Annotated in this window: 17 protein-coding genes; 6 read left to right on the top strand and 11 right to left on the bottom strand. The window is 67.1% G+C overall.

Features of this window, described 5'->3' with window-relative positions:
* Window positions 1–9: 9 nt before the first annotated feature.
* Window positions 10–1194: an FAD-dependent monooxygenase gene (locus IG65_RS0131560; RefSeq protein ID WP_030518605.1), complete on the bottom strand. Its 1185-nt coding sequence runs from the start codon at window positions 1192–1194 to the stop codon at window positions 10–12.
* A 96-nt stretch (window positions 1195–1290) separates the two neighbouring features.
* On the opposite strand from IG65_RS0131560, the gene IG65_RS0131555 reads away from it, so the two are divergent.
* Window positions 1291–2004 (top strand): TetR/AcrR family transcriptional regulator, encoded by a 714-nt coding sequence (locus IG65_RS0131555; protein ID WP_030518604.1) that lies wholly within the window; start codon window positions 1291–1293, stop codon window positions 2002–2004.
* Between the two features lie 80 nt (window positions 2005–2084).
* The gene (locus IG65_RS0131550) at window positions 2085–2528 is read left to right on the top strand and encodes a limonene-1,2-epoxide hydrolase family protein (RefSeq protein ID WP_030518603.1); all 444 of its coding nucleotides are present in this window, start codon (window positions 2085–2087) and stop codon (window positions 2526–2528) included.
* A 100-nt stretch (window positions 2529–2628) separates the two neighbouring features.
* Here IG65_RS0131550 and IG65_RS0131545 read toward each other — a convergent pair whose 3' ends face one another.
* From IG65_RS0131545 to IG65_RS0131535, 3 genes are all read right to left on the bottom strand, one after another.
* Window positions 2629–3486 (bottom strand): acyl-ACP desaturase, encoded by an 858-nt coding sequence (locus IG65_RS0131545; protein ID WP_030518602.1) that lies wholly within the window; start codon window positions 3484–3486, stop codon window positions 2629–2631.
* A gap of 120 nt (window positions 3487–3606) precedes the next feature.
* Window positions 3607–4200 (bottom strand): LGFP repeat-containing protein, encoded by a 594-nt coding sequence (locus IG65_RS0131540; RefSeq protein ID WP_036526315.1) that lies wholly within the window; start codon window positions 4198–4200, stop codon window positions 3607–3609.
* Window positions 4201–4456: 256 nt separating this feature from the next.
* Window positions 4457–5836: a PhoH family protein gene (locus IG65_RS0131535; RefSeq protein WP_030518600.1), complete on the bottom strand. Its 1380-nt coding sequence runs from the start codon at window positions 5834–5836 to the stop codon at window positions 4457–4459.
* Window positions 5837–6138: 302 nt separating this feature from the next.
* On the opposite strand from IG65_RS0131535, the gene IG65_RS0131530 reads away from it, so the two are divergent.
* The gene (locus IG65_RS0131530; protein WP_030518599.1) at window positions 6139–6411 is read left to right on the top strand and encodes a hypothetical protein; all 273 of its coding nucleotides are present in this window, start codon (window positions 6139–6141) and stop codon (window positions 6409–6411) included.
* 109 nt (window positions 6412–6520) lie between these two features.
* On the opposite strand, the gene glyA is transcribed toward IG65_RS0131530, so the two are convergent.
* Window positions 6521–7819, bottom strand: a complete 1299-nt coding sequence (glyA, locus tag IG65_RS0131525; protein WP_030518598.1) for a serine hydroxymethyltransferase — start codon at window positions 7817–7819, stop codon at window positions 6521–6523.
* A gap of 559 nt (window positions 7820–8378) precedes the next feature.
* The gene (locus IG65_RS0131515) at window positions 8379–9575 is read right to left on the bottom strand and encodes a hypothetical protein (RefSeq protein WP_030518597.1); all 1197 of its coding nucleotides are present in this window, start codon (window positions 9573–9575) and stop codon (window positions 8379–8381) included.
* Window positions 9576–9839: 264 nt separating this feature from the next.
* On the opposite strand from IG65_RS0131515, the gene coaA reads away from it, so the two are divergent.
* Window positions 9840–10772 carry a type I pantothenate kinase gene (coaA, locus tag IG65_RS0131510; RefSeq protein WP_030518596.1) on the top strand — a complete coding sequence of 311 codons (933 nt, stop codon included), beginning with the start codon at window positions 9840–9842 and terminating at the stop codon, window positions 10770–10772.
* Between the two features lie 27 nt (window positions 10773–10799).
* Here coaA and IG65_RS0131505 read toward each other — a convergent pair whose 3' ends face one another.
* Entirely contained in the window at window positions 10800–11405 is a 606-nt protein-coding gene (locus IG65_RS0131505; RefSeq protein WP_051757266.1) for a hypothetical protein, read from the bottom strand.
* Window positions 11406–11498: 93 nt separating this feature from the next.
* Window positions 11499–12293, bottom strand: coding sequence for an isoprenyl transferase (locus tag IG65_RS0131500; protein ID WP_051757265.1), 795 nt, complete (start codon window positions 12291–12293; stop codon window positions 11499–11501).
* 304 nt (window positions 12294–12597) lie between these two features.
* Here IG65_RS0131500 and IG65_RS0131495 point away from each other — a divergent pair, with 304 nt between their 5' ends.
* A complete protein-coding gene (locus IG65_RS0131495; protein ID WP_051757271.1) occupies window positions 12598–13221 on the top strand; it encodes a hemolysin III family protein in 624 nt (207 codons plus the stop codon).
* Window positions 13222–13326: 105 nt separating this feature from the next.
* On the top strand, window positions 13327–14838 hold the full coding sequence (locus IG65_RS0131490) for an adenylate/guanylate cyclase domain-containing protein (protein WP_036526294.1): 1512 nt from the start codon (window positions 13327–13329) through the stop codon (window positions 14836–14838).
* A gap of 34 nt (window positions 14839–14872) precedes the next feature.
* Here IG65_RS0131490 and IG65_RS0131485 read toward each other — a convergent pair whose 3' ends face one another.
* The 3 genes from IG65_RS0131485 to IG65_RS0131470 all read right to left on the bottom strand — a co-directional run bounded on the left by IG65_RS0131485 (window position 14873) and on the right by IG65_RS0131470 (window position 18233).
* Window positions 14873–16951: a thioredoxin domain-containing protein gene (locus IG65_RS0131485; RefSeq protein WP_030518591.1), complete on the bottom strand. Its 2079-nt coding sequence runs from the start codon at window positions 16949–16951 to the stop codon at window positions 14873–14875.
* A gap of 91 nt (window positions 16952–17042) precedes the next feature.
* A complete protein-coding gene (locus tag IG65_RS38160) occupies window positions 17043–17447 on the bottom strand; it encodes a hypothetical protein (RefSeq protein ID WP_197039991.1) in 405 nt (134 codons plus the stop codon).
* Window positions 17448–17876: 429 nt separating this feature from the next.
* Window positions 17877–18233, bottom strand: coding sequence for a hypothetical protein (locus tag IG65_RS0131470; RefSeq protein ID WP_156055876.1), 357 nt, complete (start codon window positions 18231–18233; stop codon window positions 17877–17879).
* Window positions 18234–18593: the final 360 nt, after the last annotated feature.

Below are 18593 nucleotides of genomic sequence, written 5' to 3'. Positions count from 1 at the left end.
AAGTGCGTTTCAGGCCGCCACCAGCGCCGGATAGTCGCGCAATTCGATGTCGTTGGCGGCATTGTCGCTGTACTTCAGCATCAGGTCGAACATGCGCGAGCCGAGGAACCAGTTGCGCATCCGGATCCCGCGGGCGGTGCGCGGCGCGAGGAAGCGGCCGGCGTTGCTGTTGCCCGCGATCTTGGCGTAGCGCTTCATCAGTTCGTCGTACCGCGCGAAGGCCGCGGTATGGTCGCCGTCGGCCAGCGCCAGCTCACCGGCCAGCACATAGGCGCCGACCACCGCGAGCCCGGTTCCGAAGCCGCCCAGCGTATTTCCGTACGCGGAGTCGCCGACCAGCGCGATCCGGCCCGTGGTGTAGCGGCCCTTCATCCGCACCTGCCCGATCGAGTCCAGGTAGAAGGAGTCGAGTCCGGACAGTTCGGCCATCATCGCCGGGACCGGTCCCCCGGCTCCGGCGAAGGCCCCGGCCAGCACCCGCCGCTGCGCCGCTTCGTCGCGCCGGTCGTAGCTGAGCCGATCGGCGGCGAACATGTACATGTGCGCGGCCTTGTTGCCGCCGCGGACCGCGAGCCGTCCGGGTTCGCTGTAGGCGAGCGAGCGGTTGCGCTGCCGCGGCCCGTTCGGATCGTGGCCCCAGCCGGCCGCACCGGCGGTGCAGTAGTAGTAGCCCAGGTGCTTGACGTAGTCGGCCTCGGGACCGAAGGCCAGCGCGCGCACCCGGGAGTGGATACCGTCGCATCCGACCACCAGGTCGAAGGTGCGGGCGGGCGCGTTCTCGAATTCCACCTCGACACCGGTAGCGGTCTCGCGCAGCACGGTCACGGAATCGCCGAACAGGCATTCGCAGCGGTCCGCGGTGCGCTCGTAGAAGATCTCGGCCAGGTCCCCGCGCAGGATCTCGACATCGCCACCGGTGAAATCGCCTGACATGACAGCCAATTCGCGGCCCTCCGCGTCGGTGAGGACCATATCGGTCTTGCCGGTCTGCCGGCGGTGGATCTCCTCCCAGACGCCCATCCGCTCGAGCACCGTGCGGTGGGTCGCGCCCTTGAAGTCGACGGCCTGACCACCGGGCCGCAATTCGGGCGCCCGCTCGACGACGGTGACGGCGAAGCCGTAGCGCTGCAGCCAGTAGGCCAGCGCCGGGCCGGCGATGCTCGCACCGGAGATGAGAACTGTCGTATTCCGCATGAGGACCCCTCGGTCAGTAACTGTGTCTATCGGACGCTGATTAGCGTATGTTGGACGCAGTTTCCCGTCAAGCCCGGATTCGGAGAGGATGGCGTCATGACCGGACCGACTGCCCACGAACTGCTGTGGGGTACTTCGCAGCGCCCCCGGCGTGGCCCCAAGCCGTCGCTGTCGTTGGAGCGCATCGTGACCGAGGCCATCGCGCTGGCCGACGCCGACGGGATGGCCGCGGTATCGATGCAGCGGCTCGCCGAGCGGCTGGGCTGCGCCAAAATGGCGCTGTATCGCTACGTGCCCGGAAAAGCCGAGCTCACCGCGTTGATGCTGGACCACGGCATGGGGCAGCCGCCGCAGGTCGAGGCCGCCGAATCCGACCCCGAACCCTGGCGCGAGGCGCTGCGGCAGTGGTCCTACACGATGTACGAGCGCTATCGGGCGCATCCGTGGACCATCGAACTCACCGCCGGCGCCCGGCCGCTCGGCCCGAACGAACTGGGCTGGATGGAGGCCGCACTGGCCCCGCTGGCCGGGACCGGTCTACGGGGCTCCGAACGCCTCGACACGGTGGTGCTGCTCAACGGCCACGTCCGCAGCCTGGTGCAGCAGACCGCCGCGACCGGCCCCGAACAGGCCGAAAGCGAGATGACCCGGCAGGTCGGCGAGGTGCTGGCCGCTCATGCCGACCGCTATCCCGAGGTCGCGGCCGCCTTCGCCGACACCCCCGCCGACGATCGCAATGCGGCTCTGAGCTACGGCATCGAGCGCATCCTCGACGGAGTGGCGGCGCTGATCGCCCGGCGGCGCGGCTGAACCGCGCCGAACACCCGGCGACGAGCCGAAACGACCCCGATCATCCCCCGTCCGCGCCTTCGCACGCCTACAGTCGGACTATGGCCGAATTACCGGAGCTACAACAGAACGCCGTGACCACGGTGCGCGAGTTCTTCGCCGCGATGGAAATGAGCGCGGTGAACGAGGCGCTGGATCTGCTGGATCCCGACATCGTCTGGAAGAACACCTCGCTGCCCGATATCCGGGGCATCCATCGCGTCGGCGCGGTGCTGCGCGGGCTCAGTCGCGATGCGTTCGGTTTCCGCGCCGATGTTCACCACATCGCCGCGGAAACCGACGGCGCGCCCGCGGTCGAGGGCGAGACGGTGCTGACCGAGCGCACCGACTACCTGCGCATGGGCCCGTTGGAAATCGGGTTCTGGGTATGCGGCACGTTCGAACTCGTCGACGGCCGCATCACCCTGTGGCACGACCACTTCAGCTGGGAGAACTTCCTGCGCGGCACCGCGGCGGGGATCTGGAACCTGGTCCGCCGGCGCTGAGCACGCGCAGCCGAGCGGCGCCCGGCGCGGACCGAGGATCCGCACCGGCCGGTGCCCGAGGTCGTGGTGCGCGCACCGGCACACCACGACCGTCGCGACATCAGCCGCGCAGGTGGGCGATCTCCGCCCGTGCCGCCTCACCGGTGGTGCCGAAGTCGGTGCGCGAGAAGATGTTCCAGCGTTCCAGCAGGGGCGCGAAAACCAGTTCGCCGGCGCGCTTCGGCTCGTAGATGCCGGCCTCGGCCAGGACGTCGGTACTGTTGCGGCCGTCGCGCAGGGTGAGTTCGGGAACCCGGAACTCGGCGATCCGATCGGCGATCGCCCGCATGGTCTGATCCGGCACCAGGTCCAGCGCCGCGGCGACCAGATTGCCGAAGAACTCCGACTGCAATTCGTCGTCGAGCGCGATCCGGTCCGCGATCGCGGTCACCATCGAATTCTCCTGCAGCGCGGCGATATTGCGATGCCGCACGGCCGAGGCGGACTCCTCGAAGGCGCACAGCGCCAGCACATCGAGCAGATGCAGCGCCGGCCGGCGGAAGCCGGTGGTCATATGTTCCATCCGCGCGCGCTCGAGTTCGACCGGATCCACCGCCCGCGTCACCATCAGATAGTTGCGGATGAGGATCTCGTGGCGGTTCTCCTCGGCCGTCCACCGGCCGACCCAGCGCCACCACGGCCCGGTGCGCAGGTACTTGCCGAGCTCGCGATGGTACGACGGCAAATTGTCGGCGATCAGCACGCTCACGGTGAGCGCAACCGTGGCAACCTCGCCCAGGGTGGCCTGTTCCGGATCCCAGTCGACACCACCGAGGAAGCCGAAACTGCGTCCGTCACTGAAGGGCACGTACTCGTGCGGCTGCCAGACCTGCGCCAGTTCGGTGTGGCGCCGGAGATTGTCTTCCACCGCGTGCGCGAGCGATTCCAGCAGCTCACGATCGGTCAACTGAGTTTGCACCCCGACAAGGTACCGGCTGCCCGGGCCGAACGGGGGAATTACGCGCGGACGCCGTGCGATACACAGCGGCGCGGCCCGCGAGACCGTGACGACGCCTCGCCGCCGCGCCGCGCGGTTCGCCTACTTGGCGGTGACCGTGGTCTGCCGATCGGCGGAGTTCCAGGTGATCGTGCCGCCGGTGAAGTCGCTCTCCTTACCGGTGGGGTTGTCCTTCTCGTCGCTGGTCGGATAGCCGAGCTTGCCGTTCACGCCGCCGTTGCTCTCCCAGGCCGTGCGGATATCGCCCCACACCACGTGGGCGTCGGTCTGCTCGCTCCAGCAGATCGCACCGCCGGTGAACTCCTGACAGGAACCACCGTTGGACCCCTGGACCGAGGCGCCGGTGGGCTCGCCGAGCGGGCTCTGCACACCGCCCATGTCGGTGTACTTGGTGAGGATGTGGCCGGAGACCGCGATCTCCTGGCCGTTCTGGGTCGCGATCTTGGTTTCCGTGGCCGCGGCAGTGCCCGGCGGCGTCTCGCCCGGCGTCATGGTGCCCGTAACCATGGTTCCGGTAGCCATCGCGCCGGTGGTCTCGGCAGCACCGACATGGGTCGTGGTGGTCCCCGAGCTGTTGTTGTCGTTGTTGTCGTTACTGCAGGCGGCGGTGAACAGCAGCGCCGTCCCGGCGAAGGCCATCACAACGGCGGCGGAACGTCGAGCGAAGTGGTGCATGTTCATCCTCTCGGAAGGTGAAGGCAGACAGTGCCGTATGCGACACCACCGACCCACAGGCCAGCGCTCGGCAATGATCCGGCGAACCTATCTGACACACCGACAATCACGTCGAGCAGGGTTCTTGCGGAAATATACCCGCCACCGTGTGAGATGAACCATATTCCGAATGTTTGCTGGGGCACGGCTTTTGCCGCCGAGGCGGTAGCGGAACAGGTCCGCTACCGCCTCGGGGTTTTCGCTCGGCCGGCCGCCGTCAGGCGTTGGGCCCGTATTCCTCCAGCATCTCGGTGACCAGCGCGGCGATCGGCGAGCGCTCGCTGCGAGTCAGCGTGACGTGAGCGAAAAGCGGGTGGCCCTTGAGCTTTTCGATCACCGCCGCGACTCCGTCGTGGCGGCCCACCCGAAGGTTGTCGCGCTGAGCGACGTCGTGGGTGAGCACCACCCGCGAGCCGCTGCCCAACCGGCTGAGCACGGTGAGCAGCACATTGCGTTCCAGCGACTGCGCCTCGTCCACGATCACGAACGAATCGTGCAGCGACCGGCCACGAATGTGGGTGAGCGGCAAGACCTCCAGCATGCCGCGGGCCAGCACCTCCTCCATCACCTCCGGGCTCGCCAGGCCGTCGAGGGTGTCGAAGACCGCCTGGGCCCACGGGCCCATCTTCTCGCTCTCACTGCCGGGCAGATAGCCCAGCTCCTGACCGCCCACCGCGTACAGCGGCCGGAAGACCACCACCTTGCGCTGAGAACGCCGTTCCAGCACCGCTTCCAGGCCCGCTGTGAGCGCCAGGGCCGATTTGCCGGTGCCGGCCTTGCCGCCCAGCGAGACGATGCCCACACTCTCGTCCAGCAGCAGATCGAGGGCGATGCGCTGTTCGGCCGAGCGGCCGTGCAGGCCGAAGGCCTCCCGATCGCCGCGGACCAGCTGCACCCGCTTGTCCGCGGTCACCCGCGCCAGCGCGCTGCCCTTGGCGCCGAGCAGCCGAATCCCGGTGTGGCAGGGCAGGTCCCGGGCCTCGTCCAGATCGATGACCGAATCGGCGTAGAGCCGGTCGACGCACTCGGCGCCCACCTCGAGCTCGGTCATTCCGGTCCAGCCGGAGATCACCACGTCCTGGGCGTGGTATTCCTCGGCGGGCAGGCCCACCGCGCCCGCCTTCACCCGCAGCGGAATGTCCTTGGACACCAGCACTACTCGCTGCCCCTCGGCGGCGAGGTTGAGCGCACAGGCGAGGATGCGGGAATCGTTGGTGTCGGTGCGGAACCCGACCGGGAGCACCTCCGGGTCGGTGTGATTCAACTCCACCTGCAGCGTGCCGCCCTCGGTGCCGATCGGGACCTGCAGGTCCAACCGGCCGAATTCCAAACGCAGATCGTCGAGATTGCGCAGGGCTTCGCGGGCGAACCAGCCGAGTTCGTGATGGTGCCGTTTGGCCTCCAGTTCGCTGATGACCACCAGCGGTAACACCACGTGATGTTCACCGAAACGCGTCATGGCCCAGGGGTCGGACAACAACACGGAGGTGTCGATCACGAAGGATTTGCGGGGCGAGGTGCCGGCTCCCTTTCCGGAGCCTCCGCTCTTGTCGGAGCGGGCTTTCGAGGGAGCGATGACGGAGCGTGCATCAGTCACGGTGGGCTCCTTTGTTGTCCGTGCCATACCCGCACGGACGTTCTCGCTGGGCCGGTCCGCCCTGGGGTCAAACGACCCGAGGGCCGGGTACCGGCCCTCTCGTACTGAGTTGCTCAGCCACGATCAGAACCTCCCGGACGAGCCACACCGACGCGGCTCGCACTTCGACGGTACTGCGATTTCGCGATTCCGGCTCCCGAGATGACAGGCGTGTCGATGAATAGGTAGTGAACGCCGACGGGTAGCTATCGGTCAGCTACGGAGTTGCCCGGCCACCCGGCCGAACCCGCTAGAGTCGCTACATGAGCGATGTGGCAGAGCTGGAGAAGCTGTCGTCGAAGGAACTGCACGACCGAGCGGTCAAGCACGCCGTCCGGCACGGCGACGTCAAGTTCCTGTGGCGGCTGCTGGAGCAGATTCCGGCGGCGGAGGCCGCCACCGGGAACATCGGTGAGAGCGAGGCGGACATCAAGTACGTGCTGCCGATGCTCGACGACTACATGCACTCCGGTGAGGGCGAGATCGCCGAGGCCTTGCGGCCCATGTACATCGAATACCTGAGCACCCGCGACTGAGCGCTGCCGGACCGACCGCGAAGCGAGATGCCCTGGCGGACAAGGGCACTCACAGATCGACCCCGGCGGCCGGGTCCGGCTACCGGGGTCGATCGCACTGCGGTACGGCTCAGCCGAGCAGCTTCCAGTCCTCCAGGCCGTCGTAGAGCGGGAAGTCCTGGGCCAGCTTGGACACTCGCGCGCGCAGGGCGGCGAGATCGGCCTTGCCCGCCAGCGCGGTGGCGATGATGTCGGACACCTCGGCGAATTCGGTGTCGCCGAAGCCGCGGGTGGCCAGCGCGGCGGTGCCGATGCGCAGGCCGGAGGTGACCATCGGCGGACGGGGGTCGAACGGAACGGCGTTGCGGTTCACCGTGATTCCGACCTCGTGCAGCAGATCCTCGCCCTGCTGGCCGTCCATCTGCGAGTTGCGCAGATCCACCAGCACCAGGTGCACATCGGTGCCGCCGGTCAGCACGGTGACGCCGTTACCGGCGACATCGGCGGCGGTCAGGCGCTCGGCCAGGATCTTGGCGCCCGACAGGGTGCGTTCCTGGCGCTGCTTGAACTCCTCGGTACCGGCGATCTTGAAGGCGGCGGCCTTCGCGGCGATCACGTGCATGAGCGGACCGCCCTGCTGGCCCGGGAACACAGCGCTGTTGAGCTTCTTCGCGTACTCCTGCTTGGCCAGGATCAGACCCGAACGCGGACCACCCAGGGTCTTGTGCACGGTCGAGGACACCACATCCGCGTGCGGCACCGGCGAGGGGTGCAGACCGGCGGCGACCAGACCGGCGAAATGCGCCATATCGACCCAGAGGTAGGCGCCCACCTCGTCGGCGATCTCGCGGAACGCCGCGAAGTCCAGGTGACGCGGGTAGGCCGACCAACCGGCCACGATCACCTTCGGCCGGACCTCGCGCGCCTGCTTGCGCAGCTCGTCCATGTCGACGCGGTGGTCTTCCTTGCTCACCCCGTAGGCGTGCACTTCGTACAGCTTGCCGGAGAAGTTGAGCCGCATGCCGTGGGTGAGGTGACCACCGTGCGCCAGATCCAGGCCGAGCAGTTTCTCGCCCGGATTCATCAGCGACATCAGCACCGCGGCGTTGGCCTGTGCGCCCGAATGCGGCTGCACATTGGCGAATTCGGCGCCGAACAACTCCTTGACCCGCTCGCGCGCGAGATTCTCCACCACGTCGACGTGCTCGCAACCGCCGTAGTAGCGGCGACCGGGATAACCCTCGGCGTATTTGTTGGTCAGCACGCTGCCCTGCGCCTGCAGCACCGCGCGCGGCACGAAGTTCTCGGAGGCGATCATCTCGAGGGTGTCGCGCTCACGGGCGAGTTCGCCCGCCATCGCGGCGGCGAGCTCGGGATCGAGATCGGCGAGCGACTGGGTGTTGACAGAGGGGGCGGTCGTCTGGGTCACGCGCACAGTCTATGTGGTGGCCCCCGGCCGCTCCGTCGTGGCCCGCACCGGTGCCGGGCGCGGCGACCTCGATACCCGCCGAGGCGTAAGAGCGACTGCACACCAGCCCGTTGCGGCCCCCATAAAACGGGGCTGCCCACTGTGTAAAAAAGGCGTAACATTCGCCGCGCTGTCGACGACTGTGACAGCGTCATCGACTCATTCGATCACATCAGGGGTTCACATGCTGTTTTTCACCGCGGGTACCGGTAACTCGATTCAGGACATGCTTTTCGCCATCCTGAAGTCCGCCTGCACCATCTCCTCCGGCGGCAACGCCGGGTGCGCGGGCTGGGGCGCGTAGTAGCACCGACACCCTTCGGCCGGGTTCGCGAGTCGGGGCGCGGATCCGGTCGGTGCATGAAATCGGATTTCCGGCGAATTGCTCGATAGCCCCGAACCGGATATTGCGATGCCGATCACGGTCGCCATTGTTTGCCGTGCTAACTATTTCCGCGTACGGACATCGCCACCGAATGTCCGGGGCCGAATATTCCCCGATTCTCGCTACGGCGCGTCCTCACATCCTGCGCAGCGCCGCCGGCGTCAGCGGCTCGTCGAGCAGCCGGCCGAAGCGCGCCACCCGATCGGCGGTGTCGACCGCGCGATCCAGCCACCCGCCCAGTAGGCGATACCCCTCCACATAGGTGCTGATGTAGGCCCGCCACAGCGGCGAGGACAGAAAACGCAGGGACTGCCGCGCGCGCTCGGGTGTGGTCAGACTCCAGCGCTGCAGGAATTCGGCGACCTCGTCGGCACTGCGGCCGCGATCGTGCAGCAACAGCGCCGCGTCCTGGCGGACCGCCAGCAGTTTCGCCGAGGCGCTCGACAGTCGTTGTGCGCGTTCGCCGTCGAATCGCAGGCCGAGGTCGGCGTAGATCTCCTGCGCCCAGATTCCCCAGTCCGGGCCGATGATCGATTTCAGCGCCAGATCCGCCAGACCCTCGGCCATCAAGCACTGCGGCGTGTTCACCACGAACAGCGTCTGCTCGTCCTGTCCGGCGGCGACCAGCCCGGCCTCCTTCCGGCAGTGTTCGGTGTGGTGACCGGGATAGGCCTCGTGCGCGATCAGCGCCGGCAGCTGTGCCATATGTTGTTTGAGATCGGAATTGATCGCGACCCGGGACCGGAAATTGCCGAGGTAGTAATTGAATCCCGACCACGGTTTGTCGCCGACGATCTCGTATTCCACCTGCTCGTGATCCGGCAGCGGATAGCGTTCGCGCACCAACTCGCGCAGTGCGCCCGAGAACGCCTGCACACATTCGGTGAGGCGCTGCGGCGGAATCTCGTCGGCGCGCCGATGCGCGGTCATCCGATCCAGCAGCGAACCGTCACCGGCCAGCACCTCGTCGAGCTGCCGGTGCGCGTCCCGATAGTCCTCGACGTCACCGAGGGCGATATCGACGTCGAAATAGGACCGCACCTCCTCGATGAAGGAGATGTCGTCGCCGGCGAACTTGCGTCCCGAACATTCCAGCGCGCGCAGATGCGCCTCCAGGAATTCGGCGCGCTGCTCGCTCAGCCCGGCCTCGGGCAGTTCCTTGCGCAGGGCCGCCGCCCGGTCGGCCAGTTCGCGCGGCTGCGGCGCGGGCGCCGACTCCACGGCCCGGCGCAGTGCGGGATCGCCGGTGTAGGCGTCGACGAAGCCGGGTTCCAATCGGTCGAATGCCAGTCCCAGGCGCAGATATTCGGTGACGAGCGGATGCGCAGCCATGACATCCGACGATAGCCGCTTCCCCGTTCCCGGCCTCGTCGGCGACCGAAACCCGTCGGTCGAGAGAGAAATGTCACCCAGGGTTACCGGCGAGTAATAACACCCCGCGTTCGGTGCGGTGCCCACTCCGAGGAGAATTCGCCTATGCGAGGACTGTCGAGCGCATTTCACCGCGCCGGGCACGGCACAGGTTCATCGGTGACGTCGTTACGGGTGGTGGCGCGCCCGCCCAGCGGGGGAACTCCGGACCGGGAGTGTGCGTAGGTGGCCCGGATGAGCGAGCCGAGTCCGTATGTCGAATTCGATCGCAAACAATGGCGCACCCTGCGTAAATCGACTCCGCTGATCCTCACCGAGGAAGAACTGATCGGCCTGCGCGGTCTCGGCGAGCAGATCGATCTCGAAGAAGTCGCCGAGGTCTATCTGCCGCTGGCCCGATTGATCCATCTCCAGGTCGCCGCCCGGCAGCGGCTGTTCGCCGCCACCGCGACCTTCCTCGGGGAAACACATCCGGATCATCAGGTGCCGTTTGTCATCGGCATCGCCGGCAGTGTGGCGGTCGGTAAATCGACCACTGCCCGCGTATTGCAGGCGCTGCTGGCGCGCTGGGATCACCATCCGCGCGTCGATCTGGTGACCACCGACGGATTCCTCTATCCCACCGCGGAACTCACCCGGCGCGGCATCATGCACCGCAAGGGTTTTCCGGAAAGCTACAACCGGCGCAAGCTGCTGCGCTTCGTCACCGAGGTCAAATCCGGTGCGTCCGAGGTGTGCGCACCGATGTATTCGCATATCGCCTACGACATACTGCCGGACCAGTTCCACTGCGTGCGCCAGCCCGACATCCTCATCATGGAAGGGCTCAACGTCCTGCAGACCGGGCCGCGGCTGATGGTTTCGGACCTGTTCGACTTCTCGATCTACGTCGACGCGCGCATCGAGAATATCGAGCGGTGGTATGTCGATCGCTTTCTCTCCCTTCGGAAAACGGCGTTCGCGGACCCGCAGTCGCATTTCCACCACTACGCGAAGTTCAGTGATTCCGAGGCGACCGTCGCCGCCCAGGAGATCTGGAACGCCACCAACCGGCCCAATCTGGTGGAGAACATCCTGCCGACGCGGCCGCGCGCAACCCTGGTGCTGCGCAAGGATTCCGACCACAGCATCAACCGGATCCGGCTGCGCAAGCTCTGATTCGGTTCCTTTCGACGAGTCGGCGAATCAGGCCGGCCAGGCCGCGTCCAGCCGTGCGGCGACATCGATATCGCGGACGGCCGCGATATGCGGTTTGCGAATCTCGTTGGCCACATAGCGGGCGACGAACCGGCGGATCTCGTGATCGACGCTGGCCAGCAGCCGCAGCAGTTGGCCGCGCCGGGTCGCGGTGGCCACATTGATCCGCACATCGCCCGGACGCGGTTCGGCGATATCGATGACGATCCGCAGCGGCGCCGCGGTGCGCACCGTCAGGTGGACGTGGACGAAGCCCCTGACCTCGAAGCGGTGGCGATCGACGGCCAGATCCAGCAGCAGATCGATATCGAGCGGGATGGCGAGTTCGAAGCCGACGACCTCGCCGACCGAGCGCTCCAGCACCGGATCACCGAGTTGCACCTGCGCCGAGGCCTTCGCCAGATGCGCCGGGCCGACCCCGATCGGGCCGAAATCGAATGCGCTACCTGCCAATTGGGCGAAAACAGCGGATATGCGCTGTTCGGACGCCGCGTAGGCCACGAATCGCCGGCCGAATTCGGCATAGGTGACGTAGGGCACCGGCGCTCCGGCCACCTCCGTCGCACCACCCGGCCCGCCCCGCATCTCGCTCATGTTCGCGACGGTACGCGAGCACACGACCGGATCGGGGGATGATCATGCAATGCAACACATCCTGCGCCGGGCCGTTATCTGCGGCCCGCCCGCTCACACTCCGTAACGGCGATGCCGCGCGGCGTAGTCGCGCAGCGCGCGCAGGAAGTCGACGCGGCGGAACTCCGGCCAGTAGGCCTCGGTGAACCAGATCTCGGAGTAGGCGCTCTGCCACAGCAGGAAGCCCGAGAGCCGCTGCTCTCCCGAGGTGCGGATGACCAGGTCCGGATCGGGCTGACCGGAGGTGTAGAGATGCTGGCCGATGGCGTTGACCGTGATCGACTGCACCAAATCTTCGCCGGTCTCCCCGGCCGCGATCTCCTGCCGCACCAGCGAGCGCACCGCGTCGGCGATCTCCTGCCGGCCGCCGTAGCCGATGGCCACGTTCACGTGCACACCGCCGCGACCGCGCGTTTCGTCGGCTGCCTTCTGCATGCGACGGGCGACATCCTCGGGCAGGCCCTTCAGCGACCCGACGATGCGCACACCCCAGTTGTTCTCCGGCGCGGACAGCTCCTCGACCACGTCGGTGATCACCTCGAACAGGGTTTCCAGTTCGTCGGCGGAGCGGCTGAGATTCTCGGTCGAGAGCAGATACACCGTCACCATCTCGATGCCCTCGGCCTCGCACCAGCCGACCAGTTCGGCGATCTTCAGCGCACCCACCCGGTGGCCGTGGGTGACGTCGGTGAAGCCGTTCTCCCGCGCCCAGCGGCGATTTCCGTCACAGACGACCGCGACGTGACGCGGATGCTGTTTGCCTGCCAGCTGTTTCGACAGCTGCGCCTCGTAGATGCGATAGGGCAGGTTGCGCACCTTACCGCTGAGCACCCGACTAGCAAGCTTCACGGCTGCCAACCTTATCCACCTCTCGCGTGCCGCCCGAGTTCTCCGCCAATTTCTGCTGCGCAGTGATGGCAGCGGACACCACGAATCAGTTCCCCGGTTCGGATCGACCCTATCGCGGCGGCGTCCGGCACGCGGAGCCTACTGCCGGTACAGTGACTGAAGAACTAACCTACGCAACCGTAGGTTACTCAGGAGGTAACTAGTGACCGAATCTGTGAGCTCGGCAAATCCGGTCCTCGGGGAGGTGTCCTCGCTCGAGCACCCGGCCGAGGAGGGTCTGCGCACCCTGGCCGTCAAGCCGCGGATGCGCGGCTGGATCCACACCTACGCGGTCGGCATCGCGGCCGTCGCCGTCACGGTGCTGGTCGCGGTTTCGGCAACCGTCTCCGCCACCGCGGGCTGGTCGACTCTGGTCTACGGCGTGACCGTCTGCGGCATCTTCGGCATCAGCGCGGTCTACCACCGGGTGACCTGGCAGTCCGCACGCACGCGGATCCGGATGAAGCGCGCCGACCATTCGATGATCTTCCTGTTCATCGCCGGCAGCTACACACCGTTCGCCCTGCTGGGGCTGCCCGGCCGCACCGGGATCACCCTGCTGAGCGTGGTCTGGGCGGGTGCCGTCGCCGGGGTGGCATTGAAGGTGCTGTGGCCGACCGCGCCGCGCTGGGTCGGGGTGCCGCTGTATCTGCTCCTGGGCTGGGCCATCGTGCCGGTCGCCGCGACGCTCACCCACAATGTGGGCGTCACACCGATGGTGCTGCTGCTGATCGGCGGCATCGCCTACAGCGTCGGCGCGATCCTGTACGCCGCGAAGTGGCCGAATCCGTGGCCGGAGGTCTTCGGTCACCACGAATTCTTCCATGCGGCAACGGTTCTCGCTGCCCTGTGTCATTACGTCGCGATCTGGTTGGTCGTATTCTCGTAGGGCAAGATCACCGGTAACCTGCCGCGGCCGTACGGGCGGGTTCTATGCTCGTTCGTGCTATACGTCCGAAACCGGTAATACCGAACCAGACCACTGCCAGGGGCTATGACCAGTCGACTCGTGCTCTGGGCCCTGCGTGCGCGCTGGGGCCTTTCGACGGTGGTGATGGTCTGCAATCTGGGCGGCCTCGCGGTCATCGTCGTCGAATTGTGGTTGAGCGGATTTCTCGGCAACCTCGGCGAGGACTGGCTCAGTGCCGTGGCCCAGACCGCGATCTATCCGGTGATCGGCGCACTGGCCGGCATCGTGCTGGCGGTGCGCGACCGGGTGTACTACTTCAGCTGGATCGATCAGACCCGCCGGCCCACCCGTCCCGAGGCCGAGCGACTACTGCGACTGCCCATCGCCATCACCGTGCGGGCGCTGGCCATCTGGATACCAGGTGTCGCCATCGCCACGGCCTTGTTCGCCCAGGTGGTACCCACCCGGGCCCTGTGGGCCATCGGGGCGATGTTCTTCCTGGGTGGGCTGGAGTCGGCGGGTTTCACCTTCCTGGTGGTGGACCGGCTCATCCGGCCGACGATCCCGGTGATCGCGCGGGTGCTCGGCGGCACCTCGCACTGGAGTGCCACGGTGCTCAACCGGCTGGTCATCTCCTGGGCGGTGGCCGGGGCGATGCCGCTGCTGATGTTGATCACCGTCCTCGGCGATCCGGTGGCCGACGCCACCGATCGGGTGCGGACCGCGCTGTACATGTCGCTGGTCGGCCTGCTGGTCGGGGCGCTGACCACCGCCACGCTGGCCCGGTCGGTGGCGGCGCCACTGGGGACGCTGCGGCGGGCGCTGGACCGGATCGCGCGCGGCGAACTCTCCGCGCGGGTGCCGATCACCAGCGCCAGTGAGATCGGGCGCCTGGAACTGTCGGTGAACGAACTGGCCGAGAATCTGTCCGAACGCGAACGCATGCGCGATGTCTTCGGCCGCCACGTCGGCAACGAGGTGGCCGAACGCGCACTGGCCGGCGGCGTCGACCTGACCGGCGATGTGCGGGTGGTGACCGCGCTGTTCGTGGACGTGACCGGATCGGTCGAGATGTCGACCGAACTCGCGCCGCGCGAATTCGTCGATCAGCTCAATCGGCTACTGGCCGTGGTCGTCTCGGCCACCGAGGACAACGGCGGACTGGTCAACAAATTCGAGGGCGACGCGGCGCTGTGCATCTTCGGCGCCCCGATCGCTCTGGGCGACAACGCGACTCCCGCCCTGCGCGCCGCACGGCGCATCCGCGACGAGGTGGCCCTCGGCGGCGAATTCGATATCGGCATCGGCCTGGCGCGCGGCAGCGTCTTCGCCGGCGACGTGGGCACCGACACCCGGCTGGAATTCACCGTGATCGGCGACGCCGTCAACGAGGCCTCCCGGCTCACCACCGAGGCCAAGGAGGTCCCGCGCCGGATCCTGGCCAGCCAGGCCGTGATCGACGCGGCGACCGAATCCGAACGTTCCCGGTGGGTGCTCTACGACAAGATCCAGTTGCGCGGCCGCCGGGAGCCGACGGCGTGCTGGACCGATCGCAAACCGGTGGGACTGGGCGCGAACGCTCCGGTCGAGGAGTGAGGGCGGCACTCGGCTGCGACCACCGCGGGTTGCGTCAGGAGCCTACGAGCGCAGTGCGCACCTCGTGCGGTTCGGATACCGGTAGATCGCACACGGAGCCGCGGCAGACGTAGGCCGCGGGTGCGCCGCCCCGGGCGGGACGGTCCGCGAGCAACGGGACCGAATCGGATTGCCCCGCAACGACCACCGCGCCGCCGGGAGCGAAACGACGTGCGGTGCGCAGCAATTCGGCCGTCGCCGCGGCATCGGTCGATTGCGAGATCGCGATCTGGATCGGCCCGGCCAGTGCCGCCTCGGCGACGCTGAGCCACTGGCCGCCGGAGCGCGGCGCACGGGCCAGGACGATGGCGCCGGCGTCGAGGGTGGCATCGGCCAGCGTGCGATAGCGGGCCGCGCGGTCCGGGGCACTCAGGGCGGAGGCGGTGAGCAGGGTTTCGGCGAAGGTGGACGCCCCGGCCGGGGTCGCCCCGTCGAGCGGATCACGCGGGCGGGCGACGAGTTCCTCGGCATCGACGGCCGTGTCGAACCAACTGCCCGGTTGTGCCGGGTCCTCGAAAAGGGTTGTGGCGGCGTCGATCAGCTGCTGCGCCCGGTCGAGCCAGGACAGTTCGCCGGTGGCCTGGTGCAGGGCCAGTAGGCCGGTCGCCAGCCACGCGTAGTCCTCGAGGACGGCGGGCGCGCTACCGGTCGCGCCGCCCAGTGAGGCGCGCATCAAACGGCCCTCGACGAGGTGCCGGTCCAGCAGGTACCGCGCGCACCGCGCCGCGGCGTCGACCCATTCCGGCCGGTCGTGTGCGGCACCGGCCTCGGCGAGGGCGGTGATCGCGATGCCGTTCCAGGCGGTGACCACCTTGTCGTCGCGCTCGGGTTGCGGCCGCCGGTCCCGCACCGCGCGCAGCCGCTGCCGGATGTCGTCGAAGCGGCGGGTGTCGGCGGGATCCTCGCCCGGTCCGGCGCCGGGATCGGTGTACCGGGTGAGCACGGAGGTGCCGTGTTCGAACGTGCCCTCGGGCGTCACGCCGAAAATCGTTGCGGCCCACGGGCCGTCCTCGGGACCGAGGGCTTCCGTGAGCTGCTGCGGCGTCCACACGTAGGTGGCACCCTCGATTCCGGGCGCACCGGGTTCCACATGGGTGTCGGCGTCGAAGGCCGAGGCGAACCCGCCCTCGGCGGTCAGCAGATCGGTGAGCAGGAAGGCCGCGGTTTCCTCGGTGATCCGCTGCGGCAGCGGGTCGCCCGTACCCGGTTCACCGCTCGCCTCCAGCCGCGCCAGATGCGCGTAGGCACGCAGCAGTTGCGCATTGTCGTAGAGCATCTTCTCGAAATGCGGAACCACCCAGGCGGCATCGACCGAGTAGCGCGCGAAGCCGCCGCGCAGCTGATCGTAGATTCCCCCGCGCGCCATGGCCGCGCAGGTCGCCGAAACCGCTTGTCGCGCAGCGTCTTCCCCGGTGCGCTCGTAATGGCGCAGCAGACCCTCCAGCAGCGCCGAGGGCGGGAATTTCGGCGCCCCGCCGAATCCGGCGTAGCGCTCGTCGACATCGCGCAGCACCGTGGCGACCGCGTGCCCGAGCAACTCGGGCGTGACGGTCAACTCGCTCGCGGGCAGCCCGGCGCCCTGGTCCCGCAACGCCTGCGCCACCTGACCGGCGGCCTGGTCGACCTCGTCGCGGCGATTGGTCCAGGTATCGGCGACCGCGGTCAGCAGCTGGGTGAACGACGGCATACCGCCGCGCGGCGATTTCGGATAGTAGGTGCCGCAGTAGAACGGCTCCCCGGCCGGCGTGAGGAAACACGTCATCGGCCACCCGCCCTGCCCGGTCATCGCCACGGTCGCGGACATGTACACCGCGTCGATATCGGGCCGTTCCTCGCGATCGACCTTCACGCAGACGAAATTCGCGTTCATCAGTTCGGCGGTGGCCGGATCGGAGAACGATTCGTGCGCCATCACGTGACACCAGTGACAGGAGGCGTAACCGACCGACAGCAGGATCGGCACATCCCGAGACCGCGCCTCCGCCAGCGCCTCGGCGCTCCATTCCCGCCAGTCGACAGGGTTGTCCGCGTGCTGGCGAAGGTAGGGAGAAGTGGCGCTACCTAACCGGTTCATACGTTCACCCTACGGCCCTTCCGCCCCGGGATCCGGGCGATGGGCTCGCCAGGAGCAACGCACGGTCGTGCGCGACGGAATGATCACTCCATCAGCTCGAATGTAACGTGAACTCGACAGTGAATCGCACATTGCCGGGAGCGGTGGTGTGGCCATTGGTGGCGGTGAAGTCGCATTTGGCCTCCAGTTTGTACGTACGGTCCAGTTGGATATCGGTGACTGCTGAATGCCACCAATAATCCGCCGGGATCGACGGGTGAAAATCGTGGTAGCCGGCTTTGCCGAGCACGGAGGCACCGCACGACATCGGCCCTTGCACGATTTCCTGCACAGAGGGTGACAGGCGCAGCGACCAAATCAAACGATTACCACCCGCAGGGTCCTGGGCGGCGTAAATTGCGTCACCCGTGAAACTCCCGTGCTGTCCGTCATAGCGATAGCGAGTGTCATTCGGATGATAGTGATAGACGCCCGGCACAGCTCCGGGATTTGCCACAACCTGCGGCGCTGATACGAGAAACGCTGCGGCGCAAGCAAATAGCGCCGCCAGTGTGGCGCTTATTCTATATGCCGTCGCACGGATACAGCTCGACATTCGTAGTCCCCCTGAGGAATATTCTCGATCTCGACATCGACCTCATCGCCCTCCCGCAGTGCAAGAACATCTTCTTGGTCCACAGTTGACAAGTGGAACCACGCGAGTGAGCCGTCCGGTCGAGTCAGCACTCCGGTGCCGTTACGAACGTTCCAGCGGTAGACCGTGGCACGTTCCACAAGCTGCCTCCCCTTCGTCGCACCGTACGAGTGATCCCGATCATCACACGACTGCGCACTGCCGTGCAATCGAATTGCGAACACACGGCACCGACGGCCTGAGGCGTAGCCACCCACGAAACGACGGGTTTCCGCCCTCCGGCATCTGGCGTCAGTGATGCGGGAAGCCAAGGTCTGGGTCGCTCTTGCGGGTGATCGAGCCGTCTCCGTTCTCGGAGTGCAACACGCCACCGATCATCTTCAGGCCGAGCAGCCTGGCCTGCTCACTTACCGCGCACCACAAGGCGTGGTACTCGGGCAGGATCGAATGAACCCGAGCCAACGACAGCCCCTCCGGGAATGCGACGCCACGCGGCTCACGCCAAAGGGCGTTCACTCGGTCGAACCGGGCCATGTAGAGACGGTCGCGGTCGCTGTCGACGAAACCGAAGACAGTGACTTGCCCGTCCGTCAATGCCCAGTCCGCGCACTGCCGACCGAGATTGGTTGTGCTCAATTCGACCGCCACCGGGTCTCCTCCCATGACTTCAGTCTGGTTAGGCGCCTGTGAATTTCAGCTTCAGCTGCCGTACACGTCTCGTCGTCGCGCCCGAGATGGTCCGCTATGAGGAATTTCGCGGCCGTACCTCGCACCACCGGCGTCCCCTGGCCGCAATCGGGGCAAGCGATCCGTAACATCCGATCCAAGTCCGCCGTAGGCTCGACCCAGATAATTCGCCTGCCGCGCCACCCTGTTCCTTCTCTCGCTCAACGCGATTCAGAATTCCCTGGGTTGAGTCCAGCAGGATGGTGTACGACCGGACGCCAGCAAATGTCTGAGCGTGTCGTAGCCGGATAGAGGGTGGTCACCGCGTGATCCTTCAAAAGA

Origin of the sequence: Nocardia sp. NRRL WC-3656, assembly GCF_000720265.1 — a bacterium.
In the GTDB taxonomy this organism is placed as follows: domain Bacteria; phylum Actinomycetota; class Actinomycetes; order Mycobacteriales; family Mycobacteriaceae; genus Nocardia; species Nocardia nova.
This window is presented reverse-complemented; position numbering and strand designations above follow the sequence as displayed.